This window comes from Candidatus Omnitrophota bacterium (assembly GCA_028712255.1).
GTDB lineage: Bacteria > Omnitrophota > Gorgyraeia > Gygaellales > Profunditerraquicolaceae > UBA6249.
Window position 1 is genome coordinate 1 of record JAQTQJ010000020.1, and the last position, 22297, is coordinate 22297.

Sequence of the window (22297 nt, forward strand, 5' to 3'; positions counted from 1 at the left end):
AGGGCCGCCAATTATCCCATCTGCTTTGGGGATTTCTGATAATGGAATATCTGCAATACTACGCTTATCTTGAGGCGTATTTGGAAAATTAGCCGTAAACGTATCCCAAATAGTTTTGTCAAATTCATTTGCCCATACGATTTTAAACCCGCCTTTCTCAAAACCAAGGTCCAAACCGCCACAACCGCTAAAAAGCGATACTACTTTAGGGGGCTCTTCTTCAATTCTTTTATTTTCTTTATACATTTCAATAAATCCTTTGTTATTTGATGTTCCCAAAACCTGATAACTTTCCAACCAGACTTTCTTAGTTTTTGGCTATTCCGTTTATCCCGAAGTATATTCCTTTCAATCTTCGGCACCCAATACCGCCTATTAGCTTTGATCTTTTTCTTCTTTTCTCGCCATTTATAACCATGCCAAAATTCACCATCAATAAATATAGCAACTCTGGGCTTTTCTAAAACTATATCCGGCTTACCAGGGAGCTTGCTTGTTTTTCTGCTGAACCTAAGCCCCTGCCCCCATAATTTGCTTCGTAATAATAATTCTGGCTTAGTATTGTTACTCCTAATCTTGCGCATTAATTCAGAACGCTGTTCAGAAGTAACAAACCTATACATATTTAAAACAATACCCTAAATAATTTAGCAGGAATATACTTAGCTGGGTTGTTAGGGTTTTTCACTTCTACATCCTTTATTGATAAAACCTTATTTTTCAAAGACTCAATCCTGTCCCTGTCTTCCTTCGGGAAAGAATTATATTTATCAGCTTTCATTACGGCATAAGCTACTAAGTTATCTGCTTCGTAATCTTTAGTTAAATAATCAAAAGCTTTCATGGGAGACTCAATACCCCACATTCCCCTTACCCGCAAGTAAGTAATCCCCAGAGGGTCAACTTTATTGACTCTTCCAAGCTCATTAGTTTCAGATAACTCTACGCCCCTAATTTCTTTTACCCCGGCAACGATAGCATTCCTAACCCTTTCATATACTTCCCTATCAGCCGCATAGCAATCCCCATAAACAAACCAGATTGACTTGACTTTCCCGCCGATCACAACTCCAACTAAATATATAATATCTTTTTGCGACCATTTTTCGCAACTTCTACAATGAGTGGTGATCATTGGGCTATCAGCATGCAATTTTGCCTTTGGGTAAGAACTATTTAAAGCAAGCGATGTGCCAAAACCCTCTAACTTCTTAACCTCTATAGCATCGGCTTGTTTTATTATGAAATCAGGCGGGTTATTTTGGTTGCCAATGTAAGAGAAATATTGGCTGTGTATTTTATCTTTATTCTCAATATTGCCTTCTTTAAAACTATCGCAAAATAAATCTTTAGCATAGTACTCTAGGGCATCACCCATTGCGTTAGCCCTATTGCCGCCTTTGTATATGGATTTTAAATCATTATTCCGGTATTTTGCTAAATTACATAAAGCTTTTAAAATATTTGTCTCCATTTTGCCTTGTGCCTTTCTAATTATAATAGACGCTTAAACTACCATAATCTAACATAATATTTAAATAAAAAACCTTCGCCTGCTTAAGCGAAGGTTTGCGTTATATTATAGTGGCAGTTCCCCCTTCAAACGATACCACTTTATACCAAATTGTTGATTTATTTGTAACATAGAAATGGGTTCTTGTCAATTACTTCCTCCCCGCTAATTCATCAAGCCCAACTCCTAAAACATCTGCCAGCTTAACTAATGTATTAAGAGTAGGAGAATCGCCTATTCCTTGTTCAATTCGTGTAATTGTATTAAAAGATAACCCGGATTCTTCAGCCAATTTTTGCTGAGACCATCCTTTCTTTTTTCGGAATTTCTTTATTTGTTCCCCTATCATATTTTTCCTTGACTATACAACATATTGGTATTAATATATTAGTAATCAAATATTGACTATTATTGTAGGTATTCTACCACTAAAAGCGCTCTTTTCAAACCAATTTCCATTCACCAAAAGGAACAACATGGAGAGATATTTTAGGTTTTATGAACAGAGAATTGCGGCAGGGATAATTATAGCCTTAATTTCATTTATTGTGTTTTTTGTAATCGAAGTATTTGAGCGGTAGGCTACTTTATTGCAGATCAAAAAGGGGGATACATGGCAAGGAAAAAGAAAATATGTAGTAATTGTCTAGATATCATCGATAAAATCAACCTAGAATTGAACTCGTTAAAATTAGTGGAAGATAGCCTTAGTAAATTAACCGAGCAGGCTATTAGATCTCCTACTAAATTTATCCAAATAGATGACATCTATCTAGAAATTGTTTCAACGGCTTTGTATAACTCAATAAACGACATAAAGAAGATAACTGCTTAAATGTCCTTTCTCAAAAATTTTCTTTTCTGTTCTTTGAAGCGGCAAAATTTTCCCGCACCAAATTTTGCTGGCGCCAAGCGTAGTTGTGGGGCGGGCGTGCCCGCACCACGCCCGCCCCATCGGGTTTTGACGCACTGCCCGCAAGAGGCGGGGCATCCCGCGACCCTGGCTCTTTTCTTGTTGTAGAGCGGGAAGCGGCCGAGCTTCTTTCCTATAAAAATTTTGTTTTTAGGTTGTAAAAGCTGGCTGAAGCGAGGACGCACGCCGCGACCGTGTATTTTTTTATTGTTGTAAAGCGGCGAGCCACGCCGAACCCGCGCTGCATTAGCAGGAAGCGAGCGGCCCAGCGAGCGCCATTGCGCGCTCAATGCGGGAGCGCCCCCCAGGGCGCGGTGCATTATAGCTGTTTCCTTATGAACCAGCTTTACCCCGGTATTATTAACACCCGGCCTTAAAGGATAGGCCGGTGTCCTGCATTCTGCAGGAAGAGGTTGTTTCCGGGAAAGATTGTTTGCCAGGGGGGCGGGGATAGAGATGTTTCAGTAGGTGGTTTATCCTGGGGGATTTTCAGGTGGGGGAGAAAAAATTAAAGGATTTCAGATCCAAAGAAAATTCGTTTTTTTGTGAATCTGGACCCCATTTTTCTTTTTGCCTGTTTTTGACAAGATGACTATAGGGTAACCTATAGTCAAAACGCAACTTAGCGCCGGCGAGACGAAAGTTCGAGCCAATCTTTTTCGCAAACTCCCGTTTTCCTTCCAGCGATCCCTTCCGATCGGTTAGATAAATTATTTTTCCACCATCCATTGAGTTTCTCGCTAAGCGGTCCGGATGCCAGGGCGGCTGCAACACCAGCGTCCTCACCGGCACGTTACTACAAGTGGTCTCAGGAAGAGCTTGGAGTACGTTCTAAGCTTCATAGAACATACATTGGTAGTTTACAAACATAAAATCAAAATAGAAAAATCACCCTATTCATATTCGCTAGAAGAAACTTTAGGATTTAAGAAATATCTGTATTGGGAAGACAGAATAAAATTAGAGATAACTAGCGAAGAATGGCTTGTTTTATGGACATTTCCCGAAGTAACTTCACTATTTGATCTTTATGAAGCAGTCCAAGTTCAAGTTGCAGGTATTTCTAGCTTGATAGATGGTTTGCTTTCAGAATAGTACTTTCCGATAGCAAGTTTTATTATTACATTGGTCCAATCTTGGTGAGGAAATCCCTTTCAAATTTTGCCTTGCCTGTTTACAGAAAGTGTTTCTATGGTAAGCCCTTTCTGGGCGTCCTTATCGTGGATACCTCTCAAATTTACCAATAGCTGTTTACAGGGAGGGCTTCCCCTTGTGCAATATTACTGCCCGGCCACACGGAGATTGCTTCTTGTAGTATACGATAAAACGATTCGAAATAATGATTTACAGCAAAAAGTATTTGGTATAGAATAAGCTCATTACAAAGAGGCGTAAATGAGATGCGCATAGTAAAAATTCAAGGCAACTCCTAAAATAAGGGGTTGCTTTTTTTAATTTTTGACTTGTTATTTGTCGAACTAATAAAAAAGAGGAGAAGATGCAGAAGACGATATTTTTTTCTGTAATTGCTGCTATTTGTTTGTTAACAATACCAATGCCATCGAAATCTACTGCGGATGAAGGAGATTTGTGTTGCTATGATGATAAAGGAAAAATGATAGCAAGATGCAGTCAGCTTGCCCCGTATTATAACACACTTAATGGAGAATGTTACGCGGTTCATGAGAATTGTGTGAAGGATTCCGGCGGTCATAGTTTTTGTTTCAGATGTAGTACTAAATGTTAATAACTTTGGGAATCTTGAAAGAGGCTCGTCAGCAGAGCTAACTGCAAACAAAAACATACGGAGGTGCTGGGGCAGAAGTGGTAATGTTTAAAACTAAAAGGAGTAAGTAATAAGTGAAGAAAATAACTTTTCTCCTATCGACTCTTTCAATTTTGTTTTGTGGAATCACATTGTCATACGGAAAGCAAAGCGTCTCCGCAGAAGCAAAACGGCATTTTGACCGCGGCTTGGCTGCTCTTGAGATGGCAAGTTCTACAGAAGATTATGCCCCAGCGATCAAGGAGTTCGAGCAGGCGGTAAGCCTTGCGCCGGACTGGCCGGATGCTTACTACCAGCTGGCAATGGTGCAGGAGAAAACTAAAAAATACAGCGCTGCAGTAAAAAATCTCAAGCAATACCTTAAACTCGCTCCCAATGCCAGCGACACTGAAGCAGTAAAGAGCCTTATCAATAAGCTGGAGTATAAGAGGGAACAGGAGGAAGAGGTCAAAAGAGTTTATGAAATGATGGCTTCGGGCCGTTATGAAAGAAAAGAGATTAGCCACAAAAAACTGAGTGGAAAGGAGTCTATTTGGGTCCCTCTGGAAACTTTTCGAATAGTAGCGGGCAAAATGCAGGTAAGTAATCACTGGTATGTAGCTGCTGCCAAGCATGGCGGTTACCATCCGAAGCAACATCCGCCGATACCGAGGGAATGGGAGCCGGTAAAGGTAAACGGTAGATTTTATGAGTATACGTACTTATACTATATGGATATGTTTTCAAACTATGGAGGCTATGTCGCGCAGATTGATAATGAAGTAAAGGGAGAAATTATTTCGATTGATCCACCCCGGGTAAAAGAAATAGCTAAACAATCCGTTGATTGGGGAGCGCCAATAGAGAGGAACAAGAATCCGTGGATTATTAATGATAATTATAATGTAGTAACAGAATATATATATGAATTAATCGCCAACCAATTAGAGCTAAAAATGGGCGGACAAAAAGGACAGCTTTCGAGCTTTTCCCGTCGCTAACCCAGTAATTCGCCTCTCTAAAGCCAAAATATTATTGATATATTGAGGTATTGCGCATATAATTAGGCTAATAAATCCAGAGAGGTTTCCCCTCGGTTCATACGAGAGGAACCCCAGTAATACTATTCTCCATGTAGGGTGTAGTTCGAAGCGATTGTTTTCAGTATCTTGTTCTTCCCCTGGGGATTTTCTCTAACATATTGATAAGGAAGCGGTTAGAGAGTTCGAGTATCGTTAACGCATTCTTATAATAAGCCGACGCTAGAGACCTATTTTGATTAGTAACAGTCTCCAATTTTAAGTTCACCCAATACTTTACACCCACAGGATCCGGGTAGTTTTTAGTAGAGCCGCTTTTGAATAAAAAATCCTTGACAAGAATAAGCCTGTGTAGTATATTTAGTAATGGAAACCATTTTCAATAAGGAGATATATGCCAAGAGGCGAGTGTAGAGGACAGGGGTGGTGGCATGGTAAGTTTAGAGGATGTGGGTATCGGCTTACCTTGGGCCGGGAGGCTATCCTGGATGTTTTATCCAAGTCCGAAGGTCACTTAAGCGCCGAAGATATATACATGAAGATCCATTCTAAGCATCCCAGCGTAGGCCTGACTACTGTATATCGGACGCTGGATGTGTTATCAGGCCTTGGCATGATATATAAGCTTGATTTTGGAGACGGCAGGTCCAGGTATGAGTTTGCCGAAGGACCTAAGGGAGCGCATCATCACCATCACCTGGTTTGTACCCAATGCCATAAGATAATCGACTATACTGATTTTATTGATGATGAAGTAGAGCTGCTTAATCAAACCGAGAAGGGGTTAGGGCAAAAATATAAGTTTAAGATTACTAATCACCTTATCCAATTTTACGGTTTATGTAATAATTGCGCCGGAAAGTAAGGTTATATTTTTTTCGTTGATAATGGAAATGGTTTCCATTTACAACAATTGAGGTTAAAAATGCCTAAATTTGATGGTATGGGCCCGGCAGGATTAGGGCCATTGACGGGAAAAGGAATGGGGTACTGTGTTGTTAAGTTAAATGCCAAAGGCGATAAAATTCAAGGAAGTAAAGGAAAGGGGGTGTTTGATATGCCAAGAGGAGACGGAACTGGCCCTATGGGATTGGGCCCGATGACAGGAAGAGCGGCGGGTTTCTGTGCCGGTTATTCTGCGCCCGGTTATCTGAACTCTGCGCCCGGCAGAGGTTATTTTGACCAGGGTAAAGGGTTTTATGGCTGTGGCGGCGGCAGAGGCCGGAGAAACTGGTTTTACGCTACCGGGCTTCCTGGCTGGCAAAGAGCTTCGATGGGGATGCCTGCTTTTGGCGGAGCGTATCCTGATACAGCTGTGATTGTTCCGAAGCAGGAAGCTGATATCCTGAAAAATCAAGCCGATGTTTTAAAAAAGCAGCTTGAGGATATTCAAAGCCGCATTGAGACTTTGGAAAAAGCCGAGGTAGAAAAGAGTGGATAACTGTTATAGGATGAGGGGATAGATTTTAATTTTGTTCCCTCATCCTAGCTTATAAAAGAAGGAGCGATTATGCGAGTAGCCATATCTACGGACGGAGAGTTCGTGTCTGCCCATTTCGGCAGATGTCCGACTTTTACCCTTGTTGATATTGAAGACGGCAAGGTAACCAAGAGAATAGAGGTAGCTAATCCCGGGCATCAGCCTGGAGCAATTCCCGAGTTTTTGCATGGAAAAGGCGTCAACTGTATCGTCTCCGGCGGTATGGGGATGCGGGCAACTTCATTTTTCGAGGAATATAACATCAAAACGATTGTAGGAATAAGCGGGAAAATCAATGAAGTAGTAGAGCAGCTTAAAAAAGGCACCCTGGAAGGCGGAGAGAGCCTTTGCAATCCTGGGGCGGGTAAGGGTTACGGTTTGGAAAAAGAAGAATGTGATCATCCTCATAAGGAGAATTGTGATCATCCGGGAGGTAATATATGAAGATTTGCGTTACTTCAGAAGGTGGCAGCCTGGATTCTAAGGTAGATCCGCGTTTCGGCAGGTGTCAGTATTTTATTATTATTGAAACCGATTCTTTAGAATTTGAGGCTGTCAAAAACCCGAATATCGAATCTATGGGAGGCGCAGGAATCCAATCTGCGCAATTGGTTGCTTCAAAAAAGGTCAAAGCTGTGGTTACGGGAAATGTAGGCCCTAATGCCTTTCAAACATTACAGGCTGTAGGAATAGAAGTTTTTACCGGAGCCTCAGGCACGGTCAAGGAAACAATTGAGCAATACAAAAAAGGAGAGTTTAAGGCAGTTTCAGGGCCAAGCGTCGGCTCAAAGGCTGGTATGCCCGGCAAGAATAAACAGTAAGGATTATCTATGGCAGCGAAAGTAGATAAAAATAAGTGTAATGGCTGCGGCACATGTAAAGACATTTGCCCTGTAAACGCTATAAAAATAGAAAAAGATAAGGCCGTTATCAGTGACGATTGCGTTGAGTGTGGCGCTTGCGTCAACCAATGTCCGAATGAGACAATTTCGATTTAGGAGGATCAATGAACACGCATCAGTATTTTTTTAGCTCTGAATCCGTAGGAGAAGGCCATCCCGATAAGTTATGCGACCAAATATCCGACGGCGTATTAGATGAAGTTTTAAAACTCGATCCGGATAAACAGAGGAGCAGAGTGGCATGTGAGACATATGTTACGATGGGGCTTTTGGTTATCGGAGGGGAAATTGCGACTTCCGCCTACGTTAATATCCAGAAGCTCGCCCGCGAGATTATCAAAGATATAGGTTATACCCATCCCAGGTATGGCTTTGATTATGAGACTTGCGCGATTGTTAATACAATTAATAGCCAATCTCCCGATATCGCTCAAGGAGTAAATACCGGCGGGGCAGGAGACCAGGGGATTATGTTTGGTTACGCCTGTAATGAAACAAAAGAATATATGCCTCTGCCGATAATGCTCGCGCATAAATTGGTAAAACGTATGGCAGATGTACGCAGGTCCGGCATATTAAAATATTTGGGCCCGGATTGTAAATCGCAGGTTACGGTTGAATATCAAAACGGTCTGCCTAAGCGCGTAGATGCGGTTGTGCTTGCCTGCCAACATACCGATAAAATCTTGGATAAAATGGGCAAAAATATCACTCTCAGGGCGCGACAAGAACTTATTGACGTTGTTACTAAGCCGATTTTAAAGCACCTGGTTGATAAAAACACAAAGTATTACGTTAACCAAACCGGCAAGTTCTTAATCGGCGGGCCGCAATCCGATACCGGGATGACCGGCAGAAAAATAATCGTGGATACCTACGGTGGGACTGTCGCGCACGGAGGAGGGGCATTTTCAGGGAAAGACCCCACAAAGGTTGATCGTTCTGCGGCTTATATGAGCCGTTATATTGCCAAAAATATGGTCGCGGCAGGGTTAGCTGATAAATTCCTTGTTCAGTTAGCTTATGCTATTGGTTACTCTGAGCCGCTTTCTGTTTATGTAGAGACCTATGGCACGGGTAAGTTACCCAATGATAAATGCGTCAAGCTTATTCGCGATAATTTTAAGCTTACACCGCGAGGTATAATTGATTCGCTTAAATTACTGCGTCCGGTATATAGGAAGACCGCCTGTTACGGGCATTTTGGCCGTGATGACGCGGGTTTTAGTTGGGAATTGACGGATAAGGCGGAAGTTTTAAAAAAACAAGCAGTAAGGTTGTAGGATGAGGAGGTGATAATATGCCAAGAGGAGATGGAACTGGCCCCAGAGGCCAAGGCCCAGGTATGGGAAGAGGTATAGGGATGGGTAGGGGCAGTAGGGGCAATGCCGGCCCGGGAGGCAATTGCGTATGCCCTTCGTGCGGCGAAAAGGTGCCTCATCAGGCAGGCACACCCTGCGCATTGATGAACTGCCCTAAGTGCGGAATAAGGATGGTAAGAGAATAATTACAAGGAGGAGTTTATATGGGTACAAAAGCAAGGGAGTTGGTCGGCGCTGATGTAAAGAAAATAGTTACTTTGTTAAACAAAGCTTTCGCGGATGAATGGCTTGCCTATTATCAGTATTGGGTAGGCGCTAAAATCGCGCGCGGGCAAATGCGCGGCGCGGTTGTCGGCGAGTTAGAACAGCATGCGGGCGAAGAACTGAAGCATGCCGGAATGCTTACCGAAAGGATCATTCAATTAGGCGGTACGCCTATTTTAAAGCCCGAGGATTGGTATAAACAGACAAATTGCGGTTATGATGCCCCGGAGGATCCTTCGGTTAAGGCGCTTTTGAAACAAAATATCAAAGGTGAACAATGCGCCATAGAAGTCTACAAGAAACTTTCGGAAGCAACGAAGGATAAAGATGCGGTCACGTATCATCTTGCGCTTGGAATAATGGCGGATGAGATTGAGCACGAAGAGGATTTAGAGTCTTTGCTTGAAGATATGACAAATAAGTAGGCCCCTTTGGATAAAGAAGTTTTAGAGAACCATACAAGGTATATAGAAAGAGTCCGTTTTTACCAAAGTAACGGTTACGATTTAGAAAAGGAAAGAGATTTTATCCTCGATAAATCCCTGCCTATTTCCGGGGAAATCCTTGAAATCGGGACCGGTAAGGGGCATTTTGCCCTTGCTTTGGCTAAGCGTGGTTATGGCTTCACGAGTATAGATATCTCTAATCAGGAACAAGAGATAGCTATGCTAAACTTGCGGTATTTTGGCCTGGAAAAACAGGTTGCCTTCAGGATCGAAGACGCCGAGCGCTTAAGTTTTCCGGGCCAAAGTTTTCATACTATATTTTCCATCAATGTATTTCATCATCTTACGAGGCCGCTCGCGGTTTTAGATGAGATAAGCCGTTTGTTGTACCCCAGCGGCAAGGCAGTCTTAAGCGATTTTAGCGATAAAGGGCTAGAGATCATTAACGCCTGCCATACGCATGAAGGCAGGACGCATGACTATGCCAAGCACCGGTTAGACGAAGCCAGGGATTATTTTGTTAATAAGGGCTTTAGCATTAATGAATTTCAAAGTAAAGTCCAAAGGACAGTTGTCGCTATAAAGGGTAAATAGTATGATTATTTCAATAGCAAGCGGAAAAGGCGGCACGGGAAAGACTACAGTTGCGGTTAATCTGGCTTTATCTTTAGATAATGTGCAATTTCTTGATTGTGATGTAGAGGAGCCCAACGCCCATATTTTCTTAAAGCCCTGCATTGAAAAACAGGAAAAGGCGTATATACCCGTCCCGGAAATCGACGAATCTAAATGCTCTTATTGTGGCAAATGTGCCGAGGTCTGTGTTTATAATGCGCTAGCGGTACTCCCCGGCCAAGATGGCAAAAAAGGAACTTCTTTAATCTTTGCGCATCTATGCCATGGCTGCGGTGCCTGCAGCGCCCTATGTCCTCAAGGAGCAATAAAAGAAGTTAATAGGGAAATCGGCGTGGTAGAGCTCGGTAATTCCGGGGAGATTGAATTTATTCACGGAAAACTTAATATCGGCGAAGCAATGTCTCCGCCGCTCATTCGGCAAGCCAAAAGACATATTAAATCTGATAAAACCGTTATTATTGACGCCCCTCCGGGAACATCCTGTCCGGTAGTCACTTCAGTTAAAGGCAGTGATTTTTGTGTGTTAGTGACCGAACCGACGCCGTTTGGTTTGAATGATTTGATTTTAGCTGTAGAGGTCTTGAGGAAATTAAAGATTCACTTTGGCGTAGTAATTAACCGCGCTGACTTAGGTAATAACAAGACGGAAGAATATTGTAAGCGAGAAAGCGTTCCGGTTTTAATGAGGATACCTTTTAGAAAAGAAATCGCCATGGCTTATTCTAAGGGAGAGCCTATGGTTAAAGCGTTCCCGGAATATAAAAAAGATTTCCGGGAGCTTTACAGCGCCATCAAAAATGGAAAATTTGATTAAAGATTTCCTTAAACAAAAAAGATTTGCTGTAGCAGGCTCATTCAGGGACGAATCCAAATTTGCCTATAAGATCTTTAAAGTTTTAACAGGGCGGGGCTATGAAGTTTTCCCTGTTAACCCGCGTATAAGCGAAGTCGACGGCAAGGTTTGTTATAAGACCGTAAGCGATATTCCATATAGCGTTGATGTCGTTAATATCGTAACTCCTCCGTCGGTAACCGAAAACATTTTAAAAGAATGCTTTCGGAAGGGTATAAAAAGAGTATGGATTCAACCCGGAGCAGAGAACGAAGCCGCGATTAAATTTTGTAAAAATAATAATATTGCAGTTATTCATAGCATGTGCGTAATTTTGGAAACGCTCAAAGAAGAGGAGATATGACGAAGAAAAATTCGGATATATTGGTTATTGGCGCAGGGCCCGCGGGAGTAGTATGCGCAGTAACTGCCAGGAAATATTATCCCGCAAAGAGCATTACGGTGATGAAAGATGTAGCGGACGGGGTTATTCCCTGCGGAATCCCATATATGTTTGCCAGCCTTAGTAATCCCGATGAAAATAAACTAGGAATGGAATCTTTGGAGAAGAGTAACGTTGAGGTTGTTGTTGATTCCGCTGTAAGCATAAACCGTAAAAGTAAGACTGTAGAGACAAGAAATAAAGGTACGTATTCCTATGAAAAATTAATTTTAGCGATCGGTTCAACTCCCATAATTTTGCCTATCAAGGGAGTGGATAAAAAAGGGGTATACCCGATAAACAAAGAAATGGGTTATTTAAAAAGCGTGATAAGCCAGATTAAGCAGTGCAAAAATGTGTTAGTCATAGGCGGAGGATTTATCGGGGTGGAGTTTGCCGATGAGCTTTCTAAAATCAAAGGCATCAACGTCACTTTAGTTGAAATGCTTCCTCAGATACTTGCTAATTCCTTTGACCCCGAATTTTCGCAGATGGCCGAGGCGCGTTTGCGGGAAAAAGGAGTTACTATTTTAACCAATACCAAAGTCGAGGAAATAGCCGGACAGGATAAAGTTGAAAGGGCCAAATTCAGCGGCGGAAAAGAGCTGCCGGTTGAGGGCGTAATTCTTGGGGTAGGTTCAAAGCCGAATGTAAAAATAGCCGTGGACGCCGGATTAGAGATTGGGTCCTGTAAGGGTATTATGACCGATGAGTATATGCGTACCTCAACCGATCCGGATATCTTTGCGATCGGAGATTGTTCCTGTAAAAGAGATTTCTACACCCGTAAAGCAATTCCTGTGATGCTGGCTTCTACCGCAACGGCCGAGGCAAGGATTGCGGGCGCCAATCTTTATCAGATTAAGGTAATCCGCGAGAATAAGGGGACTATTGCGGTATATTCGACTTACATCGACGGGTTGGTTTTGGGGTCGGCCGGGCTTACCGAAAAAACCGCCCGGGAAGAAGGTTTTGAAATTGTTGTCGGCAGCATTGACGGCGTAGACAAGCATCCCGCTTCTTTACCGGGTGCCTCCAAGGGTAAGATAAAACTGATTTTCTCCAAGCAATCGGGGATCATTTTGGGAGGGCAGGTAAGCTGCGGTATGTCCTGCGCGCAAATGATTAATATAATAGGTGTCGCAATTCAAAAGCGCATGTCGGCTACGGAATTAGAGACTTTGCAAGTAGCAACGCATCCTTACTTGACCAGCGCTCCGACAATGTTCCCCATAGTTTTAGCAGCTCAAGACGTTTCTGGGAAAATATAATAAGGGCAAATTGGCATGAAACAAATAGTTATTATTAGCGGAAAAGGCGGCACAGGCAAGACAGTATTTACAGGGGCGTTTGCCGCTTTAGCGCGAAATAAAGTTATGGCTGATTGCGATGTAGATGCCGCGGATTTGCATTTATTATTACAGCCAAACATTAAAGAACGCCATGATTTTAGGAGCGGTTTAAGCGCGTCAATTGATAAAAAGATATGCCAGCAATGTGGAAAGTGCATAGTAGCCTGTAGATTTAACGCTATAAGCGATGATTTTGTGATTGATCATGTTGTTTGTGAGGGGTGTGGTTTTTGCAGCCATATTTGCCCGGTTGACGCCATAAAGATGGAAGAGAACCTTGCCGGAGAATGGTTTATTTCAGAGACGCGTTTTGGCCCTATGGTGCATGCCAAGCTTGGGATCGCTGAAGAGAATTCAGGAAAATTAGTTTCTTTGGTTAGAAAAAAAGCGCAAGAACTGGCAGAGAAGAATAACTGCGATTGGGTTATTATTGATGGCGCTCCCGGTATAGGTTGCCCCGTAATTGCGTCTCTGTCAGGCATCGATTGTGCGATAGTAGTAACTGAGCCGACCTTATCCGGTTTGCATGATGCATCGAGAGTTATTGAAGTGGCTAAACATTTTAATGTGCCATCGAAGTTAGTAGTCAACAAATACGATTTAAACCCTGATATGTCGGAGAAAATAGAAGAGTATTGCCATCAAAACGGAATCCCTTTGATCGGTAAAGTCGGATTTGATAAAACGGTCGTAGAAGCGATGGTTGATGGCAAGACTATAATCGAGTATAAAGATTCAGCAGCCAAGGATGCAATTTGCCGGATTTGGGAAAAACTACAGGCTTAATAATGGATTTAACAGATAAGCGTGATATTCATATAGTTAAATATTTTTCTTCCTTTGTAAGCGTGTCCGAAGGGAAAGTTATTAATATTACCGATCCAACGCTTACGTTCTGCCCCTTAGCAAGTCATCTGTATAAAGGTTTCAGAGGTAAGCGCGGTAGCGATAAAGAAGCAATTAAGGCCGCTATCAAAAGCGCAATTGAATCAAAGATAAAAGATTACGGCCTTTTTACCGGTAAGAGGAAGTTTTCCTGCAGAGAGGTTGAGGTACCATACGGCGCTTCGGAGATGTTGAGTTTCGCGTTAAGAAAAAAGGCAATTGATGCGGCGGTTGTGGTTTGTGAGGGTGCGGGAACAGTTATTACAGATATACCGGATATTGTCCGCGGTATAGGGGGCAGGATGAACAGTATATTGTTGACTTCTCCCATTGAGGGTATTATCAAGAAGCTTAAGATTTCCGGTTGCCGGGTAATCTTTGAGAATGCTTTAGTCGACCAGGTTCGGGGGGTCAAAGAAGCAATAGGGTCAGGATATAAGACTATTGCCGTCACCGTATGCGGACATTTTGCGGATGATCTAAAAGCATTGCGCTTATTAGAGAAAGAAAGCGGCGTTAGAATAATTTCTTTAGCAGTGTGTACAACCGGCATAGCCAAAGATGAAGTTAATTTAATACGCGATTATGCGGATTTGGTATGGAGTTGTGCTTCCCAAGATGTACGCCGGGTGATCGGGCCTTTGGCTAAATGCCAGCTTTCAAAACAAATACCGGTATTCGTCTTGACGGATAACGGGGTTAATTTTATTTCTGCCTACGCTGAGGATGGCAGTTTCATTAAAAGCTTAGATACAAAAAAACAATACATTTTTTCAAGCGAGCGCAGCGGAATGCGTATCCGTTTGGGAAATTTTGAAACATTTATCAGTGAATCCGAGCTTCCGGTTAATGGTCAAAACACCCCGAGATTTGAAGATAAAGAAGAATACACTGCCGTATAAACATCTAATCTTAATAGGGGGATTTTTATATGGAAAAGAGTAATCCAACAGAGGAATCGCTTGGTTATCCCAAAGAGGTAATTAAACTTTTAAATGACCCTAAGCTTTTCGGCAGGATGAACGACCCCACCGCTTCATCATATTTAAAAGGCCCCTGCGGGGATTCTATGGAGTTTTATTTAGTAATAGAAAATAAGAAGATTATCGATGTTAAATATTATACAGACGGATGCGGCGCCACCAGGGCGTGCGCCGCTATGGTTGCGCACATGGCTTATGGTGAAACTATCAATAAAGCATTAGCGATTTCATCGGGAAAAGTGGTAGCTCGGTTAAAAGGTTTGCCGAAAGATCACTTGCATTGCTCAATACTTGCGGTAAGCACGCTTTACCGGGCGATAGCAGATTATCTGATGAAGGTATAATAAATCGCATTTTTAATTAAGGTGAAGTACTCGCCGATTATCAGGCAGTTTTTAGCTGACGTTAAAAGGAATTTACAGGTGATAAGTAATGAAATCTGCGTTTAAATATATTTACGGCCCGGTCCCTTCATGGAGGCTGGGGAGTTCTTTAGGCGTAGACTTGCTTTCGCAGGAAGAAAAAATCTGTAATTTCAATTGCATTTATTGCCAGCTTGGGCCGATTAAAAAACATACACTGGGAAGAAAGATTTATGTTCCCATCAAAGAAGTTATTGACGAATTAGAGGAATTACCCGACACCGGTATAGATTATATTACTTTTTCCGGCAGGGGAGAGCCTGCTTTAGCGGCAAATCTTGGAGAAACGATAAAAGCAGTAAAGTTAATCCGCAAAGAGCGTATCGCGGTTTTAACTAACGGTTCTTTGATGGGGTTGGATGAAGTAAGAAAAGAATTTGTTTTGGCGGATTTTGTCGTTGCCAAGTTAGATGCCTATTCTCCGGAATCCTTGCAGGAAATTAATGGGCCTGCCGAGGGTATACAATTTGGTAGTATTTTAGAAGGGATAAGGGCATTTAAAAAGGAGCATAGTGGGAAATTGGCATTACAGATAATGTTCATCGACAATAATAAGACTGACGTTAATAAATTTATTTACCTGGCAAATTATATCAAGCCGGATGAAATACAACTCAATACTCCGTTAAGGCCGTGCGGCATCAAGCCATTAGCAAAAGAAGAAATTCTAAAGATAAAAGATAGTTTTACTTCTGCTTGCAAGGGAGTTAATGTGGTTTCTGTTTATGACGAAAGGGCGATTAAAGATATCGTTTCTTTAAGTGCCGAGGATACGTTGAAAAGAAGGGGTAAGTTTAAATAATGTAATGCTGGTAGAGATTTTAAAATCGAAGATTCATAATGCGACAATTACCCAAAAGGAGCTTTTAGCAATATGAAGACCTATTTAGATTGTATTCCATGTTTCTTTCGTCAGGCACTTGAGGGCGCGCGGATCGTTCAAGCATCCCCAAGGCAGCAAAAGCGGATTATAGATGAGTTTGCCGGTAAAATACCGAAGATTTCACTTATCTCCAGTCCTCCTGAAATAGCTAGACTTGGATACGCAATTTTAAAGAAAATAAGTCCTAACGGAGACCCGTATAAAGAAATAAAACAAAAAAGCAACCGCATTGCTTTAAGGCTATTGGGTAAATTAAGGAATAAGATCAATCATTCTCAAGACAGGCTTTTGACAGCCCTGGAATTGGCTATTGCCGGAAATATTATAGATTTTGGGGTTAAGAATAATTTAAATGTAAAAGAAGAACTAAAAAGGATACTTGCAGAGGAAGGCAAATCTATTCATAAAAAGTCTATATTTCATTATTCAAAGTTCAGGCAGGTATTAAAGGGAGCAGGTAATATTTTGTATCTTGCTGATAATGCCGGGGAGGTGGTATTTGACCGGGTTTTAATCGAAGAAATAAAAAAAGAGTATCCGGATAAAAATATTTATTATGCCGTTAAAGAGAAACCCGTTATAAACGATGCGTTATTTGAAGACGCAAAAGCCTGCGGGATCGACAAAGCGGCGCGGGTGATTTCTAACGGAACAGATGCCCCCGGGACAATACTTGCTCTATGCTCAAAAGAGTTTAAGCGCATTTATAAGAGTGCCGATATGATTATCAGCAAGGGGCAGGGTAATTTTGAGTCATTATCGCAGGAAAAAAGGCCTATTTTCTTTCTCTTTATGGTGAAGTGCTCTGTGGTCTCGAAGGAAACAGGGTGCAGGATGGGGTCTATAGTATTATTCAATAGCGCGAAAGGATCCGGAAAGATGCGATATGCCGCCCTGTTCAGGCGACGGTATTTGTAAAAGATGAAGTTAGTTACTAAAAATATACATTACGCGATTAAGTCGCTTCTTTATTTTGCTCAGCGCCCCGCTAAAGTGATTACCGTAAGTGAGCTGGTGAAGAAATTAAAGATGCGCAGAGCCTTTTTAAGAAGAATTTTACAGGCTTTAAGTAAGCATAAGGTGTTAGACTCTTTAAGGGGAAGTGGCGGCGGTTTTATCTTAAATTTAAGTCCGGAAAAAATACGTATTATCGATATAGTGACTATTTTTCGAAATGAAGCAAATGTCATTGGCTGTTTATTAGAAAAGGGTATCTGCCCGCAACCCGATAAATGTTTATTAATGCGAAAGTTAACGAATATTGAGTTTCAATTAAATAATACATTAAGCCAGCTTACTATAGCAAAACTGCTTAAGAGTGTTAGCAACCAGATTAGAAAAGATCAAATTTGCCTGAAAGGCGGGTTAAATAAATGAAAATAAAGGTTCTCTTTGATAAAGGGGCTTTAGATAAAAACCTTCGGACAGGCTGGGGCGTTTCGTTTTTGATTGATGACAGAATATTATTTGATACCGGCGAAAAGGGGGAGTGGCTGCTTGAGAATATGCGGGTTTTAGAGGTTGCTATTGATAAAATTGAGGCCGTGGTGATTTCGCATGACCACTGGGATCATTGGGGAGGCCTGTGGGAACTATTGAAGGAAAGAAAAGGGCTTAGGGTGTATGCGTGCCCCGGTTTTTCCAGGGAGTTTAAAGATAGAGTAAAAGATGCTCAGGCGGAATTAATCGAAGCCGAAAAGTTTACTAAGATTTCAGACGATATCCATATTACGGGAGAAATACCCGGCGCCTACAAAGGAAAATATATGCCCGAACAGGCGATTGTCTTGAGAACGGAAAATGGTCTTACTATAATTACAGGATGCGCTCATCCCGGAATCTTGAAAATGGTAGAGAAAGTGAAAGGAAAATTTTCTTCCGATCCTTTGTATCTTGTTTTAGGCGGATTTCACTTGATGGAATCAGATAAATACGCGGTAGAGATAGTCGCCGAGAATTTTAAAAAAATGGGTATAATAAAAGCCGGGCCTATGCATTGCTCGGGAGAGGCCGCGGAAGATATTTTCAAAAAATGTTATGCTGAAAATTTTGTATTGATTCAAGCAGGGCAAGAGATGGAGGTTTGATAAAATGGCAAGGCAGATTTTAAAGGAACTAAAAGCGCATGCGCCATTTACAATATTTGGTGCAGCCACTGGAATAGCCATTATGATTTTTTCTTTAAAATTGCCTTATAAGGTTTCGTATAATGTCTTTTACATACTCCATCCTTTACATGTTTTTTTAAGCGCGTTAGTTACTGCAGCCATGTATAAACTCCACACGTGTTCTCGGATAGGGAGTAATTGTATTAAAGGAAAATGTAACTTCTGGGCTTTAATCATAATTGGCTATGTCGGTTCTGTGGGCATTGCTACCTTAAGTGACTCATTGATTCCTTACGTAGCTGAAACTATGCTTGGCATGCCTAATAGAGGAATCCATCTGGGTTTTATTGAAAAATGGTGGCTGGTTAATCCTTTAGCAATTATTGGGATAGCCGTAGCCTATTATAAGCCAACGACAAAATTTCCTCATAGCTTGCACGTACTATTAAGCACATGGGCTTCTTTGTTCCATATAATTATGGCTAAGGTAGGAGTTTTAAGCTGGTTGTCCAGTATGGCTATTTTTATTTTTCTATTCTTGGCGGTTTGGGTACCTTGCTGTGTAAGCGATATAGTTTTTCCGCTTTTGTTCATAAGAAAGCAAAATGATTAACGGAGGATTTTTATGCACGAGACAAGATTTATTAATGAAATATTTATTGTTTTAAGAGATAAACTGGCTAAAGAAAAAGCTACGCAACGGGTCATAGTTAATGTCCGGCTAAGTCCCTTTAGTCATGTCGCTGCTCATAGCTTGCAGGGATCTTTTAAGGAGTTAATAAAAGGGGAAAGCTTTAAGAATGTGCGCCTCAAAATTTTGCCCCTGGAGATCCTTTTAGAATGTAAAAATTGCAAGCGCAGCACCCGGATTACTAAAAGGGTGTTCGGTTGCCCTTTTTGTCATAGCGCGGATGTTAATATTCAAATGGATAAGGAATTTTTTGTTGAATCCATAGAAATTAAGCGTAAAGAGAAGGAGTAAAAAATGGGAATTAATATAAATGAAAGTAATTTCAAGCAAGAGGTATTGGAAGAAAGTCTGCCTGTTTTAGTGGATTTCTGGGCTGTATGGTGCGGCCCTTGCCTTAGGTTTGCTCCGGTAATCGAACAGATTGCTCAAGAGTATAAGGGGAAATTAAAAGTCTGCAAATTAAACGTGGATGAGGCTCCTCAGGCAGCTGCCAGTTACGAAGTTATGAGCATACCGACAATAGCGATTTTTAAGAATGGAAAAGTTGTGGACAAATTCGTTGGCGCGCTCCCTAAGGCAGAGCTTGCAGCCGTTATTAAGCCCTATATTTGATATAAATCTATTGGAGGTAATAGATGGAAGATATGCCGAAGGGTAGTAAAAGATTTACCCATACCCGGGCTGAGAAAGCAAAAGAGCTTATAGAGCTTGCCGGAAAGGGAAGCTTTATATTGAATTTCATTAAGAGTAAAATCAGCATTTACCCGGAAATAAGAATAGGGTAGAAAATTATATGACGAATTTTAAACAAATTGATGAAGCAAGAAAGATATTGGGATTAGAAGAAGAGGCTAGCCTAGAAGAGATTAAGGAAGCCTTTAGGCAGTTGGCCCTTAAGTACCATCCGGATAGATGTAAGGAGAAGGATAAGAAGCATTGCGAAGAGGTGTTTAAGAAGATAAATCACGCCAGAGATGTTATCGGAAGCTATTGCGCAAATTACCGGTATTCTTTTAAAGAGAAAGAAGTCAAGAAAAATACCATGTCAAAAGAGGAATACGAGCATCTTAAAAGGTTTTATGACGGCTGGTTCGGGGATTTAGATTTATGAGCGATGTTTTCGATAAATATTATAATAAGTACGAAGATTGGTATGATAAGCATAAATTCGCGTTTTTATCGGAATTAGAGGCAATTAAGAAAGTTTTCCCTTCAGAGGCGAAGGGGCTTGAAATCGGCGTGGGTACGGGAAGATTTGCCGCTGCTTTAGGAATAACAATAGGGATAGATGTTTCGGGCAGGATGCTTGATATCGCTCAAGAAAGGGGCGTTAATGTCAGAATGGCTTTTGGCGAAGATATCCCTTTTCTTAACGAGACTTTTGACTTTGTGGCAATTATTATTACTTTATGTTTTGTTGAAAATCCCAAAAAAGTCTTAGCGGAAGCATACCGTGTATTAACGAGAGCAGGGAAAATAATAATCGGCATTGTTGATAAAGAAAGCTTCCTGGGCAAATATTACCGAAGGAAGAAAAGCGTATTTTATAAGCAGGCAAAATTTTTTAGTGTAAAAGAAGTGACGGATTTGCTTAAAGAAACCGGCTTTGCCTCCTTTTCTTATTATCAGACAATATTTGTTTTGCCGGATGAGATGAGCTCGGTTGAGAGGCCTAAGAGAGGCTTTGGCAAAGGCGGGTTTGTTGTAATCTCGGGGAAAAAAATGGAAAAAGAAATTAGACTCAAGCCCAAAAGAACATGGCATATTTGCCATACGCAGCCCTCACCGGCCGAACCACATCGGGTTTTCAATAGTTAAGGTTATAGGCCTTTTTATCTGGCGATGCCCCCAGGAATTAAGGCATCGCATTTATTAGCCGCATTTCGTTTATATCCGTACCGCAAGCTGTTTAAAAACCTCTCCGCATAGCGCCATTTAATCGCCAAAACAGGTCAATTCCTCTTAAGCAAGAATACCGCTTGTATGAATGGAATCTTTTGAAAACGAGACATTTCCAGAGTATAATATTACCAGAACAGCCGTTAAAAAACGAAATATTGAACTTATGGCGAAAAACCATCGGGTAGAGAATGGACGCAATAGTCAAAAAAAATCTTATCGAGTCGTATCAGACTGACGGCGGATTCATCATCCATGATTGCGGGATGCTAAAAAAATTATACGCTTATCTCGGCATTGATCCTGCGCGGTCGCTTGATACCAGAATCTTTGAGTTAGAGGGGGTAACTCATTTTTTTCATCACGGCGTTGCAGCGTTGTTCAGGAAACTCAAAATTACCGGCAAGGATTATGTTTTAAGCTGCGGTGAGGGAAGCGGAGCTCCTTCGCGGTTATTGGTGAAGATGACCGGTTGTAAAGTAGTAGGGATCGATATTAATCCCGCCCAACTTATCAAAGCCAGGGAATGCGCCCTGTTGCACGGCATCCAGGATAAAGTGCAATACTATGAACAGAATGTCGAGGAATTATCCCTCGATAAAAAGGATTTTACCAAGGCGTATTTTAATGAAACCTGCGTTCATTGGCAGGATAAGCCCAAGGCATTTGCGCGCATACAAGCGCACCTTAACCCCAGAGCAATGATTGGTTTTAACGTGTGGCTCAAGGGCAAAAAAGGGACATTGAATGAGGCGTATCGTTTAATCCCTGAATTTACCGGCCTGTATAAGCCCGGGATATGGTTCCAGGATGATTTAAGTACGTATCAACGACTGCTAGAGGAGTCAGGCTTTAAGATATTGGAAAGCTGCGATTGCACCGATGTAATCGAGGCCAGGATGAGGGCGCGGCTAAAAGCAACGTTGCAATGGGACCGTTACGCAGCAGTCCTGGGCAGGCAAGCCAGGGAGAGCGCCTTAAGGTATTACGACGGTATGGTAAGGACGCATTACGATTTCCTCAAGTACGGCGTGATCATCGCGAAGAAAAATGAATAATGTGAAAAATATTAAAAGGATGAAACTATACCGCCATCCTGAACGGATTTACAATGAGCTTGACGCAACCGGATATAAGGAAGGTATCCCGTTGAAAGCAGCAGACCTGTCTCCTTTTGACCAGTATCATTATTTGGGTACTGATGCGATTGACGAGGCCATCGGCAGCCTGAAGATTGACTCCGGAAAAAAGATTATAGATATCGGTTCCGGGATAGGGGGGCCGGCAAGATATCTGGCGGAAAAAACCGGTTGTCAGGTGACTGCTCTTGAGCTCCAACCAGACCTGAACCAGATAGCATCTTCTTTGACTGAACGTTGTAATCTATCCGGTTCCGTAAACCATCTTTGCGGAGATATTCTTGAATTTCCGGAAAAAGACGGTAATTTTGACGCCGCGGTAAGCTGGCTTTCGTTTTTGCATATCCCGGACCGGGCAGCTCTTTTAAAAAAATGCTGTA

General features: G+C 41.8%; 36 protein-coding genes and 1 pseudogene. 31 read left to right on the top strand and 6 right to left on the bottom strand.

Annotated features, from left to right (window positions below):
- The 6 genes from PHC29_07995 to PHC29_08020 form a co-directional block, all read right to left on the bottom strand.
- Positions 1 to 246, bottom strand: a 246-nt coding sequence (locus PHC29_07995) for a DNA cytosine methyltransferase (GenBank protein MDD5109418.1), incomplete at its 3' end; no start/stop codon positions are given.
- Positions 201 to 623, bottom strand: a complete 423-nt coding sequence (locus tag PHC29_08000; protein ID MDD5109419.1) for a very short patch repair endonuclease — start codon at positions 621 to 623, stop codon at positions 201 to 203. The genes PHC29_08000 and PHC29_07995, both read right to left, overlap by 46 nt.
- 2 nt (positions 624 to 625) lie before the next feature.
- Positions 626 to 1474 carry an NgoPII family restriction endonuclease gene (locus tag PHC29_08005; protein ID MDD5109420.1) on the bottom strand — a complete coding sequence of 283 codons (849 nt, stop codon included), beginning with the start codon at positions 1472 to 1474 and terminating at the stop codon, positions 626 to 628.
- Positions 1475 to 1664: 190 nt separating this feature from the next.
- Entirely contained in the window at positions 1665 to 1862 is a 198-nt protein-coding gene (locus PHC29_08010; GenBank protein MDD5109421.1) for a helix-turn-helix transcriptional regulator, read from the bottom strand.
- A gap of 482 nt (positions 1863 to 2344) precedes the next feature.
- Positions 2345 to 2716: a hypothetical protein gene (locus PHC29_08015; GenBank protein MDD5109422.1), complete on the bottom strand. Its 372-nt coding sequence runs from the start codon at positions 2714 to 2716 to the stop codon at positions 2345 to 2347.
- 199 nt (positions 2717 to 2915) lie between these two features.
- Entirely contained in the window at positions 2916 to 3155 is a 240-nt protein-coding gene (locus PHC29_08020) for a hypothetical protein (protein ID MDD5109423.1), read from the bottom strand.
- Between the two features lie 90 nt (positions 3156 to 3245).
- Between PHC29_08020 and PHC29_08025 the strand changes: the two genes are divergently transcribed.
- The 31 genes and pseudogenes from PHC29_08025 to PHC29_08175 all read left to right on the top strand — a co-directional run.
- Positions 3246 to 3521 (top strand): hypothetical protein, encoded by a 276-nt coding sequence (locus PHC29_08025; protein ID MDD5109424.1) that lies wholly within the window; start codon positions 3246 to 3248, stop codon positions 3519 to 3521.
- 765 nt (positions 3522 to 4286) lie between these two features.
- On the top strand, positions 4287 to 5192 hold the full coding sequence (locus PHC29_08030; protein MDD5109425.1) for a tetratricopeptide repeat protein: 906 nt from the start codon (positions 4287 to 4289) through the stop codon (positions 5190 to 5192).
- A 433-nt stretch (positions 5193 to 5625) separates the two neighbouring features.
- Entirely contained in the window at positions 5626 to 6096 is a 471-nt protein-coding gene (locus tag PHC29_08035) for a Fur family transcriptional regulator (GenBank protein ID MDD5109426.1), read from the top strand.
- Positions 6097 to 6156: 60 nt separating this feature from the next.
- Positions 6157 to 6219 (top strand): annotated as a pseudogene (locus PHC29_08040) (hypothetical protein).
- 69 nt (positions 6220 to 6288) lie between these two features.
- Positions 6289 to 6672, top strand: coding sequence for a DUF5320 domain-containing protein (locus PHC29_08045; GenBank protein ID MDD5109427.1), 384 nt, complete (start codon positions 6289 to 6291; stop codon positions 6670 to 6672).
- A gap of 69 nt (positions 6673 to 6741) precedes the next feature.
- Positions 6742 to 7155 carry a NifB/NifX family molybdenum-iron cluster-binding protein gene (locus PHC29_08050; protein ID MDD5109428.1) on the top strand — a complete coding sequence of 138 codons (414 nt, stop codon included), beginning with the start codon at positions 6742 to 6744 and terminating at the stop codon, positions 7153 to 7155.
- Positions 7152 to 7532 carry a NifB/NifX family molybdenum-iron cluster-binding protein gene (locus PHC29_08055; protein MDD5109429.1) on the top strand — a complete coding sequence of 127 codons (381 nt, stop codon included), beginning with the start codon at positions 7152 to 7154 and terminating at the stop codon, positions 7530 to 7532. Before PHC29_08050 ends, PHC29_08055 begins: the two co-directional genes overlap by 4 nt.
- Positions 7533 to 7541: 9 nt before the next feature.
- Positions 7542 to 7709: a 4Fe-4S binding protein gene (locus PHC29_08060; protein MDD5109430.1), complete on the top strand. Its 168-nt coding sequence runs from the start codon at positions 7542 to 7544 to the stop codon at positions 7707 to 7709.
- 8 nt (positions 7710 to 7717) lie between these two features.
- Positions 7718 to 8896, top strand: a complete 1179-nt coding sequence (gene metK / locus PHC29_08065; GenBank protein MDD5109431.1) for a methionine adenosyltransferase — start codon at positions 7718 to 7720, stop codon at positions 8894 to 8896.
- Positions 8897 to 8913: 17 nt separating this feature from the next.
- Positions 8914 to 9120 carry a hypothetical protein gene (locus PHC29_08070; GenBank protein ID MDD5109432.1) on the top strand — a complete coding sequence of 69 codons (207 nt, stop codon included), beginning with the start codon at positions 8914 to 8916 and terminating at the stop codon, positions 9118 to 9120.
- An 18-nt stretch (positions 9121 to 9138) separates the two neighbouring features.
- Positions 9139 to 9624 carry a ferritin-like domain-containing protein gene (locus tag PHC29_08075; protein MDD5109433.1) on the top strand — a complete coding sequence of 162 codons (486 nt, stop codon included), beginning with the start codon at positions 9139 to 9141 and terminating at the stop codon, positions 9622 to 9624.
- 6 nt (positions 9625 to 9630) lie between these two features.
- Positions 9631 to 10239 carry a class I SAM-dependent methyltransferase gene (locus PHC29_08080; GenBank protein MDD5109434.1) on the top strand — a complete coding sequence of 203 codons (609 nt, stop codon included), beginning with the start codon at positions 9631 to 9633 and terminating at the stop codon, positions 10237 to 10239.
- Position 10240: 1 nt separating this feature from the next.
- Positions 10241 to 11095, top strand: coding sequence for an ATP-binding protein (locus PHC29_08085; protein MDD5109435.1), 855 nt, complete (start codon positions 10241 to 10243; stop codon positions 11093 to 11095).
- Complete coding sequence (locus PHC29_08090) at positions 11079 to 11477, top strand: CoA-binding protein (GenBank protein MDD5109436.1); 399 nt, start codon at positions 11079 to 11081, stop codon at positions 11475 to 11477. Before PHC29_08085 ends, PHC29_08090 begins: the two co-directional genes overlap by 17 nt.
- Positions 11474 to 12826: an FAD-dependent oxidoreductase gene (locus tag PHC29_08095; protein MDD5109437.1), complete on the top strand. Its 1353-nt coding sequence runs from the start codon at positions 11474 to 11476 to the stop codon at positions 12824 to 12826. The genes PHC29_08090 and PHC29_08095 overlap by 4 nt, the downstream gene beginning before the upstream one ends.
- A 15-nt stretch (positions 12827 to 12841) precedes the next feature.
- On the top strand, positions 12842 to 13693 hold the full coding sequence (locus PHC29_08100; protein ID MDD5109438.1) for a P-loop NTPase: 852 nt from the start codon (positions 12842 to 12844) through the stop codon (positions 13691 to 13693).
- Positions 13672 to 14694, top strand: coding sequence for a DUF2099 family protein (locus tag PHC29_08105; GenBank protein MDD5109439.1), 1023 nt, complete (start codon positions 13672 to 13674; stop codon positions 14692 to 14694). The genes PHC29_08100 and PHC29_08105 overlap by 22 nt, the downstream gene beginning before the upstream one ends.
- Before the next feature lie 29 nt (positions 14695 to 14723).
- Positions 14724 to 15119 (top strand): iron-sulfur cluster assembly scaffold protein, encoded by a 396-nt coding sequence (locus tag PHC29_08110; GenBank protein ID MDD5109440.1) that lies wholly within the window; start codon positions 14724 to 14726, stop codon positions 15117 to 15119.
- Positions 15120 to 15207: 88 nt separating this feature from the next.
- A complete protein-coding gene (locus PHC29_08115) occupies positions 15208 to 15999 on the top strand; it encodes a radical SAM protein (GenBank protein ID MDD5109441.1) in 792 nt (263 codons plus the stop codon).
- A gap of 72 nt (positions 16000 to 16071) precedes the next feature.
- Entirely contained in the window at positions 16072 to 16998 is a 927-nt protein-coding gene (locus PHC29_08120) for an ARMT1-like domain-containing protein (GenBank protein MDD5109442.1), read from the top strand.
- A 3-nt stretch (positions 16999 to 17001) separates the two neighbouring features.
- Entirely contained in the window at positions 17002 to 17457 is a 456-nt protein-coding gene (locus PHC29_08125) for an Rrf2 family transcriptional regulator (protein ID MDD5109443.1), read from the top strand.
- Positions 17454 to 18167 carry an MBL fold metallo-hydrolase gene (locus PHC29_08130; GenBank protein MDD5109444.1) on the top strand — a complete coding sequence of 238 codons (714 nt, stop codon included), beginning with the start codon at positions 17454 to 17456 and terminating at the stop codon, positions 18165 to 18167. Before PHC29_08125 ends, PHC29_08130 begins: the two co-directional genes overlap by 4 nt.
- Before the next feature lie 4 nt (positions 18168 to 18171).
- Positions 18172 to 18801, top strand: coding sequence for a hypothetical protein (locus PHC29_08135; GenBank protein ID MDD5109445.1), 630 nt, complete (start codon positions 18172 to 18174; stop codon positions 18799 to 18801).
- 12 nt (positions 18802 to 18813) lie between these two features.
- Positions 18814 to 19170 carry a hydrogenase maturation nickel metallochaperone HypA gene (locus PHC29_08140; GenBank protein MDD5109446.1) on the top strand — a complete coding sequence of 119 codons (357 nt, stop codon included), beginning with the start codon at positions 18814 to 18816 and terminating at the stop codon, positions 19168 to 19170.
- Between the two features lie 3 nt (positions 19171 to 19173).
- Positions 19174 to 19491: a thioredoxin gene (gene trxA / locus PHC29_08145; protein ID MDD5109447.1), complete on the top strand. Its 318-nt coding sequence runs from the start codon at positions 19174 to 19176 to the stop codon at positions 19489 to 19491.
- Between the two features lie 23 nt (positions 19492 to 19514).
- Complete coding sequence (locus PHC29_08150) at positions 19515 to 19664, top strand: hypothetical protein (GenBank protein ID MDD5109448.1); 150 nt, start codon at positions 19515 to 19517, stop codon at positions 19662 to 19664.
- Between the two features lie 8 nt (positions 19665 to 19672).
- Positions 19673 to 19990 (top strand): DnaJ domain-containing protein, encoded by a 318-nt coding sequence (locus tag PHC29_08155; protein ID MDD5109449.1) that lies wholly within the window; start codon positions 19673 to 19675, stop codon positions 19988 to 19990.
- Positions 19987 to 20697: a class I SAM-dependent methyltransferase gene (locus PHC29_08160; protein ID MDD5109450.1), complete on the top strand. Its 711-nt coding sequence runs from the start codon at positions 19987 to 19989 to the stop codon at positions 20695 to 20697. The genes PHC29_08155 and PHC29_08160 overlap by 4 nt, the downstream gene beginning before the upstream one ends.
- Positions 20651 to 20755 (top strand): hypothetical protein, encoded by a 105-nt coding sequence (locus PHC29_08165; protein ID MDD5109451.1) that lies wholly within the window; start codon positions 20651 to 20653, stop codon positions 20753 to 20755. Before PHC29_08160 ends, PHC29_08165 begins: the two co-directional genes overlap by 47 nt.
- A 214-nt stretch (positions 20756 to 20969) precedes the next feature.
- The gene (locus PHC29_08170; protein ID MDD5109452.1) at positions 20970 to 21836 is read left to right on the top strand and encodes a class I SAM-dependent methyltransferase; all 867 of its coding nucleotides are present in this window, start codon (positions 20970 to 20972) and stop codon (positions 21834 to 21836) included.
- The coding region (locus PHC29_08175; protein ID MDD5109453.1) for a class I SAM-dependent methyltransferase at positions 21829 to 22297 on the top strand (469 nt) is incomplete at its 3' end. The genes PHC29_08170 and PHC29_08175, both read left to right, overlap by 8 nt.

What these genes read in the sequence shown, in the direction of transcription:
- PHC29_08000 (MDD5109419.1), bottom strand. Translation starts at nt 623, where the DNA reads ATGTATAGGTTTGTTACTTCTGAACAGCGTTCTGAATTAATGCGCAAG.
- PHC29_08005 (MDD5109420.1), bottom strand. Translation starts at nt 1,474, where the DNA reads ATGGAGACAAATATTTTAAAAGCTTTATGTAATTTAGCAAAATACCGG.
- PHC29_08010 (MDD5109421.1), bottom strand. Translation starts at nt 1,862, where the DNA reads ATGATAGGGGAACAAATAAAGAAATTCCGAAAAAAGAAAGGATGGTCT.
- PHC29_08020 (MDD5109423.1), bottom strand. Translation starts at nt 3,155, where the DNA reads ATGGATGGTGGAAAAATAATTTATCTAACCGATCGGAAGGGATCGCTG.
- PHC29_08035 (MDD5109426.1), top strand. Translation starts at nt 5,626, where the DNA reads ATGCCAAGAGGCGAGTGTAGAGGACAGGGGTGGTGGCATGGTAAGTTT.
- PHC29_08045 (MDD5109427.1), top strand. Translation starts at nt 6,289, where the DNA reads ATGCCAAGAGGAGACGGAACTGGCCCTATGGGATTGGGCCCGATGACA.
- PHC29_08050 (MDD5109428.1), top strand. Translation starts at nt 6,742, where the DNA reads ATGCGAGTAGCCATATCTACGGACGGAGAGTTCGTGTCTGCCCATTTC.
- PHC29_08055 (MDD5109429.1), top strand. Translation starts at nt 7,152, where the DNA reads ATGAAGATTTGCGTTACTTCAGAAGGTGGCAGCCTGGATTCTAAGGTA.
- PHC29_08060 (MDD5109430.1), top strand. Translation starts at nt 7,542, where the DNA reads ATGGCAGCGAAAGTAGATAAAAATAAGTGTAATGGCTGCGGCACATGT.
- metK (MDD5109431.1), top strand. Translation starts at nt 7,718, where the DNA reads ATGAACACGCATCAGTATTTTTTTAGCTCTGAATCCGTAGGAGAAGGC.
- PHC29_08070 (MDD5109432.1), top strand. Translation starts at nt 8,914, where the DNA reads ATGCCAAGAGGAGATGGAACTGGCCCCAGAGGCCAAGGCCCAGGTATG.
- PHC29_08075 (MDD5109433.1), top strand. Translation starts at nt 9,139, where the DNA reads ATGGGTACAAAAGCAAGGGAGTTGGTCGGCGCTGATGTAAAGAAAATA.
- PHC29_08085 (MDD5109435.1), top strand. Translation starts at nt 10,241, where the DNA reads ATGATTATTTCAATAGCAAGCGGAAAAGGCGGCACGGGAAAGACTACA.
- PHC29_08090 (MDD5109436.1), top strand. Translation starts at nt 11,079, where the DNA reads ATGGAAAATTTGATTAAAGATTTCCTTAAACAAAAAAGATTTGCTGTA.
- PHC29_08095 (MDD5109437.1), top strand. Translation starts at nt 11,474, where the DNA reads ATGACGAAGAAAAATTCGGATATATTGGTTATTGGCGCAGGGCCCGCG.
- PHC29_08100 (MDD5109438.1), top strand. Translation starts at nt 12,842, where the DNA reads ATGAAACAAATAGTTATTATTAGCGGAAAAGGCGGCACAGGCAAGACA.
- PHC29_08110 (MDD5109440.1), top strand. Translation starts at nt 14,724, where the DNA reads ATGGAAAAGAGTAATCCAACAGAGGAATCGCTTGGTTATCCCAAAGAG.
- PHC29_08115 (MDD5109441.1), top strand. Translation starts at nt 15,208, where the DNA reads ATGAAATCTGCGTTTAAATATATTTACGGCCCGGTCCCTTCATGGAGG.
- PHC29_08120 (MDD5109442.1), top strand. Translation starts at nt 16,072, where the DNA reads ATGAAGACCTATTTAGATTGTATTCCATGTTTCTTTCGTCAGGCACTT.
- PHC29_08125 (MDD5109443.1), top strand. Translation starts at nt 17,002, where the DNA reads ATGAAGTTAGTTACTAAAAATATACATTACGCGATTAAGTCGCTTCTT.
- PHC29_08130 (MDD5109444.1), top strand. Translation starts at nt 17,454, where the DNA reads ATGAAAATAAAGGTTCTCTTTGATAAAGGGGCTTTAGATAAAAACCTT.
- PHC29_08135 (MDD5109445.1), top strand. Translation starts at nt 18,172, where the DNA reads ATGGCAAGGCAGATTTTAAAGGAACTAAAAGCGCATGCGCCATTTACA.
- PHC29_08140 (MDD5109446.1), top strand. Translation starts at nt 18,814, where the DNA reads ATGCACGAGACAAGATTTATTAATGAAATATTTATTGTTTTAAGAGAT.
- trxA (MDD5109447.1), top strand. Translation starts at nt 19,174, where the DNA reads ATGGGAATTAATATAAATGAAAGTAATTTCAAGCAAGAGGTATTGGAA.
- PHC29_08150 (MDD5109448.1), top strand. Translation starts at nt 19,515, where the DNA reads ATGGAAGATATGCCGAAGGGTAGTAAAAGATTTACCCATACCCGGGCT.
- PHC29_08155 (MDD5109449.1), top strand. Translation starts at nt 19,673, where the DNA reads ATGACGAATTTTAAACAAATTGATGAAGCAAGAAAGATATTGGGATTA.
- PHC29_08160 (MDD5109450.1), top strand. Translation starts at nt 19,987, where the DNA reads ATGAGCGATGTTTTCGATAAATATTATAATAAGTACGAAGATTGGTAT.
- PHC29_08170 (MDD5109452.1), top strand. Translation starts at nt 20,970, where the DNA reads ATGGACGCAATAGTCAAAAAAAATCTTATCGAGTCGTATCAGACTGAC.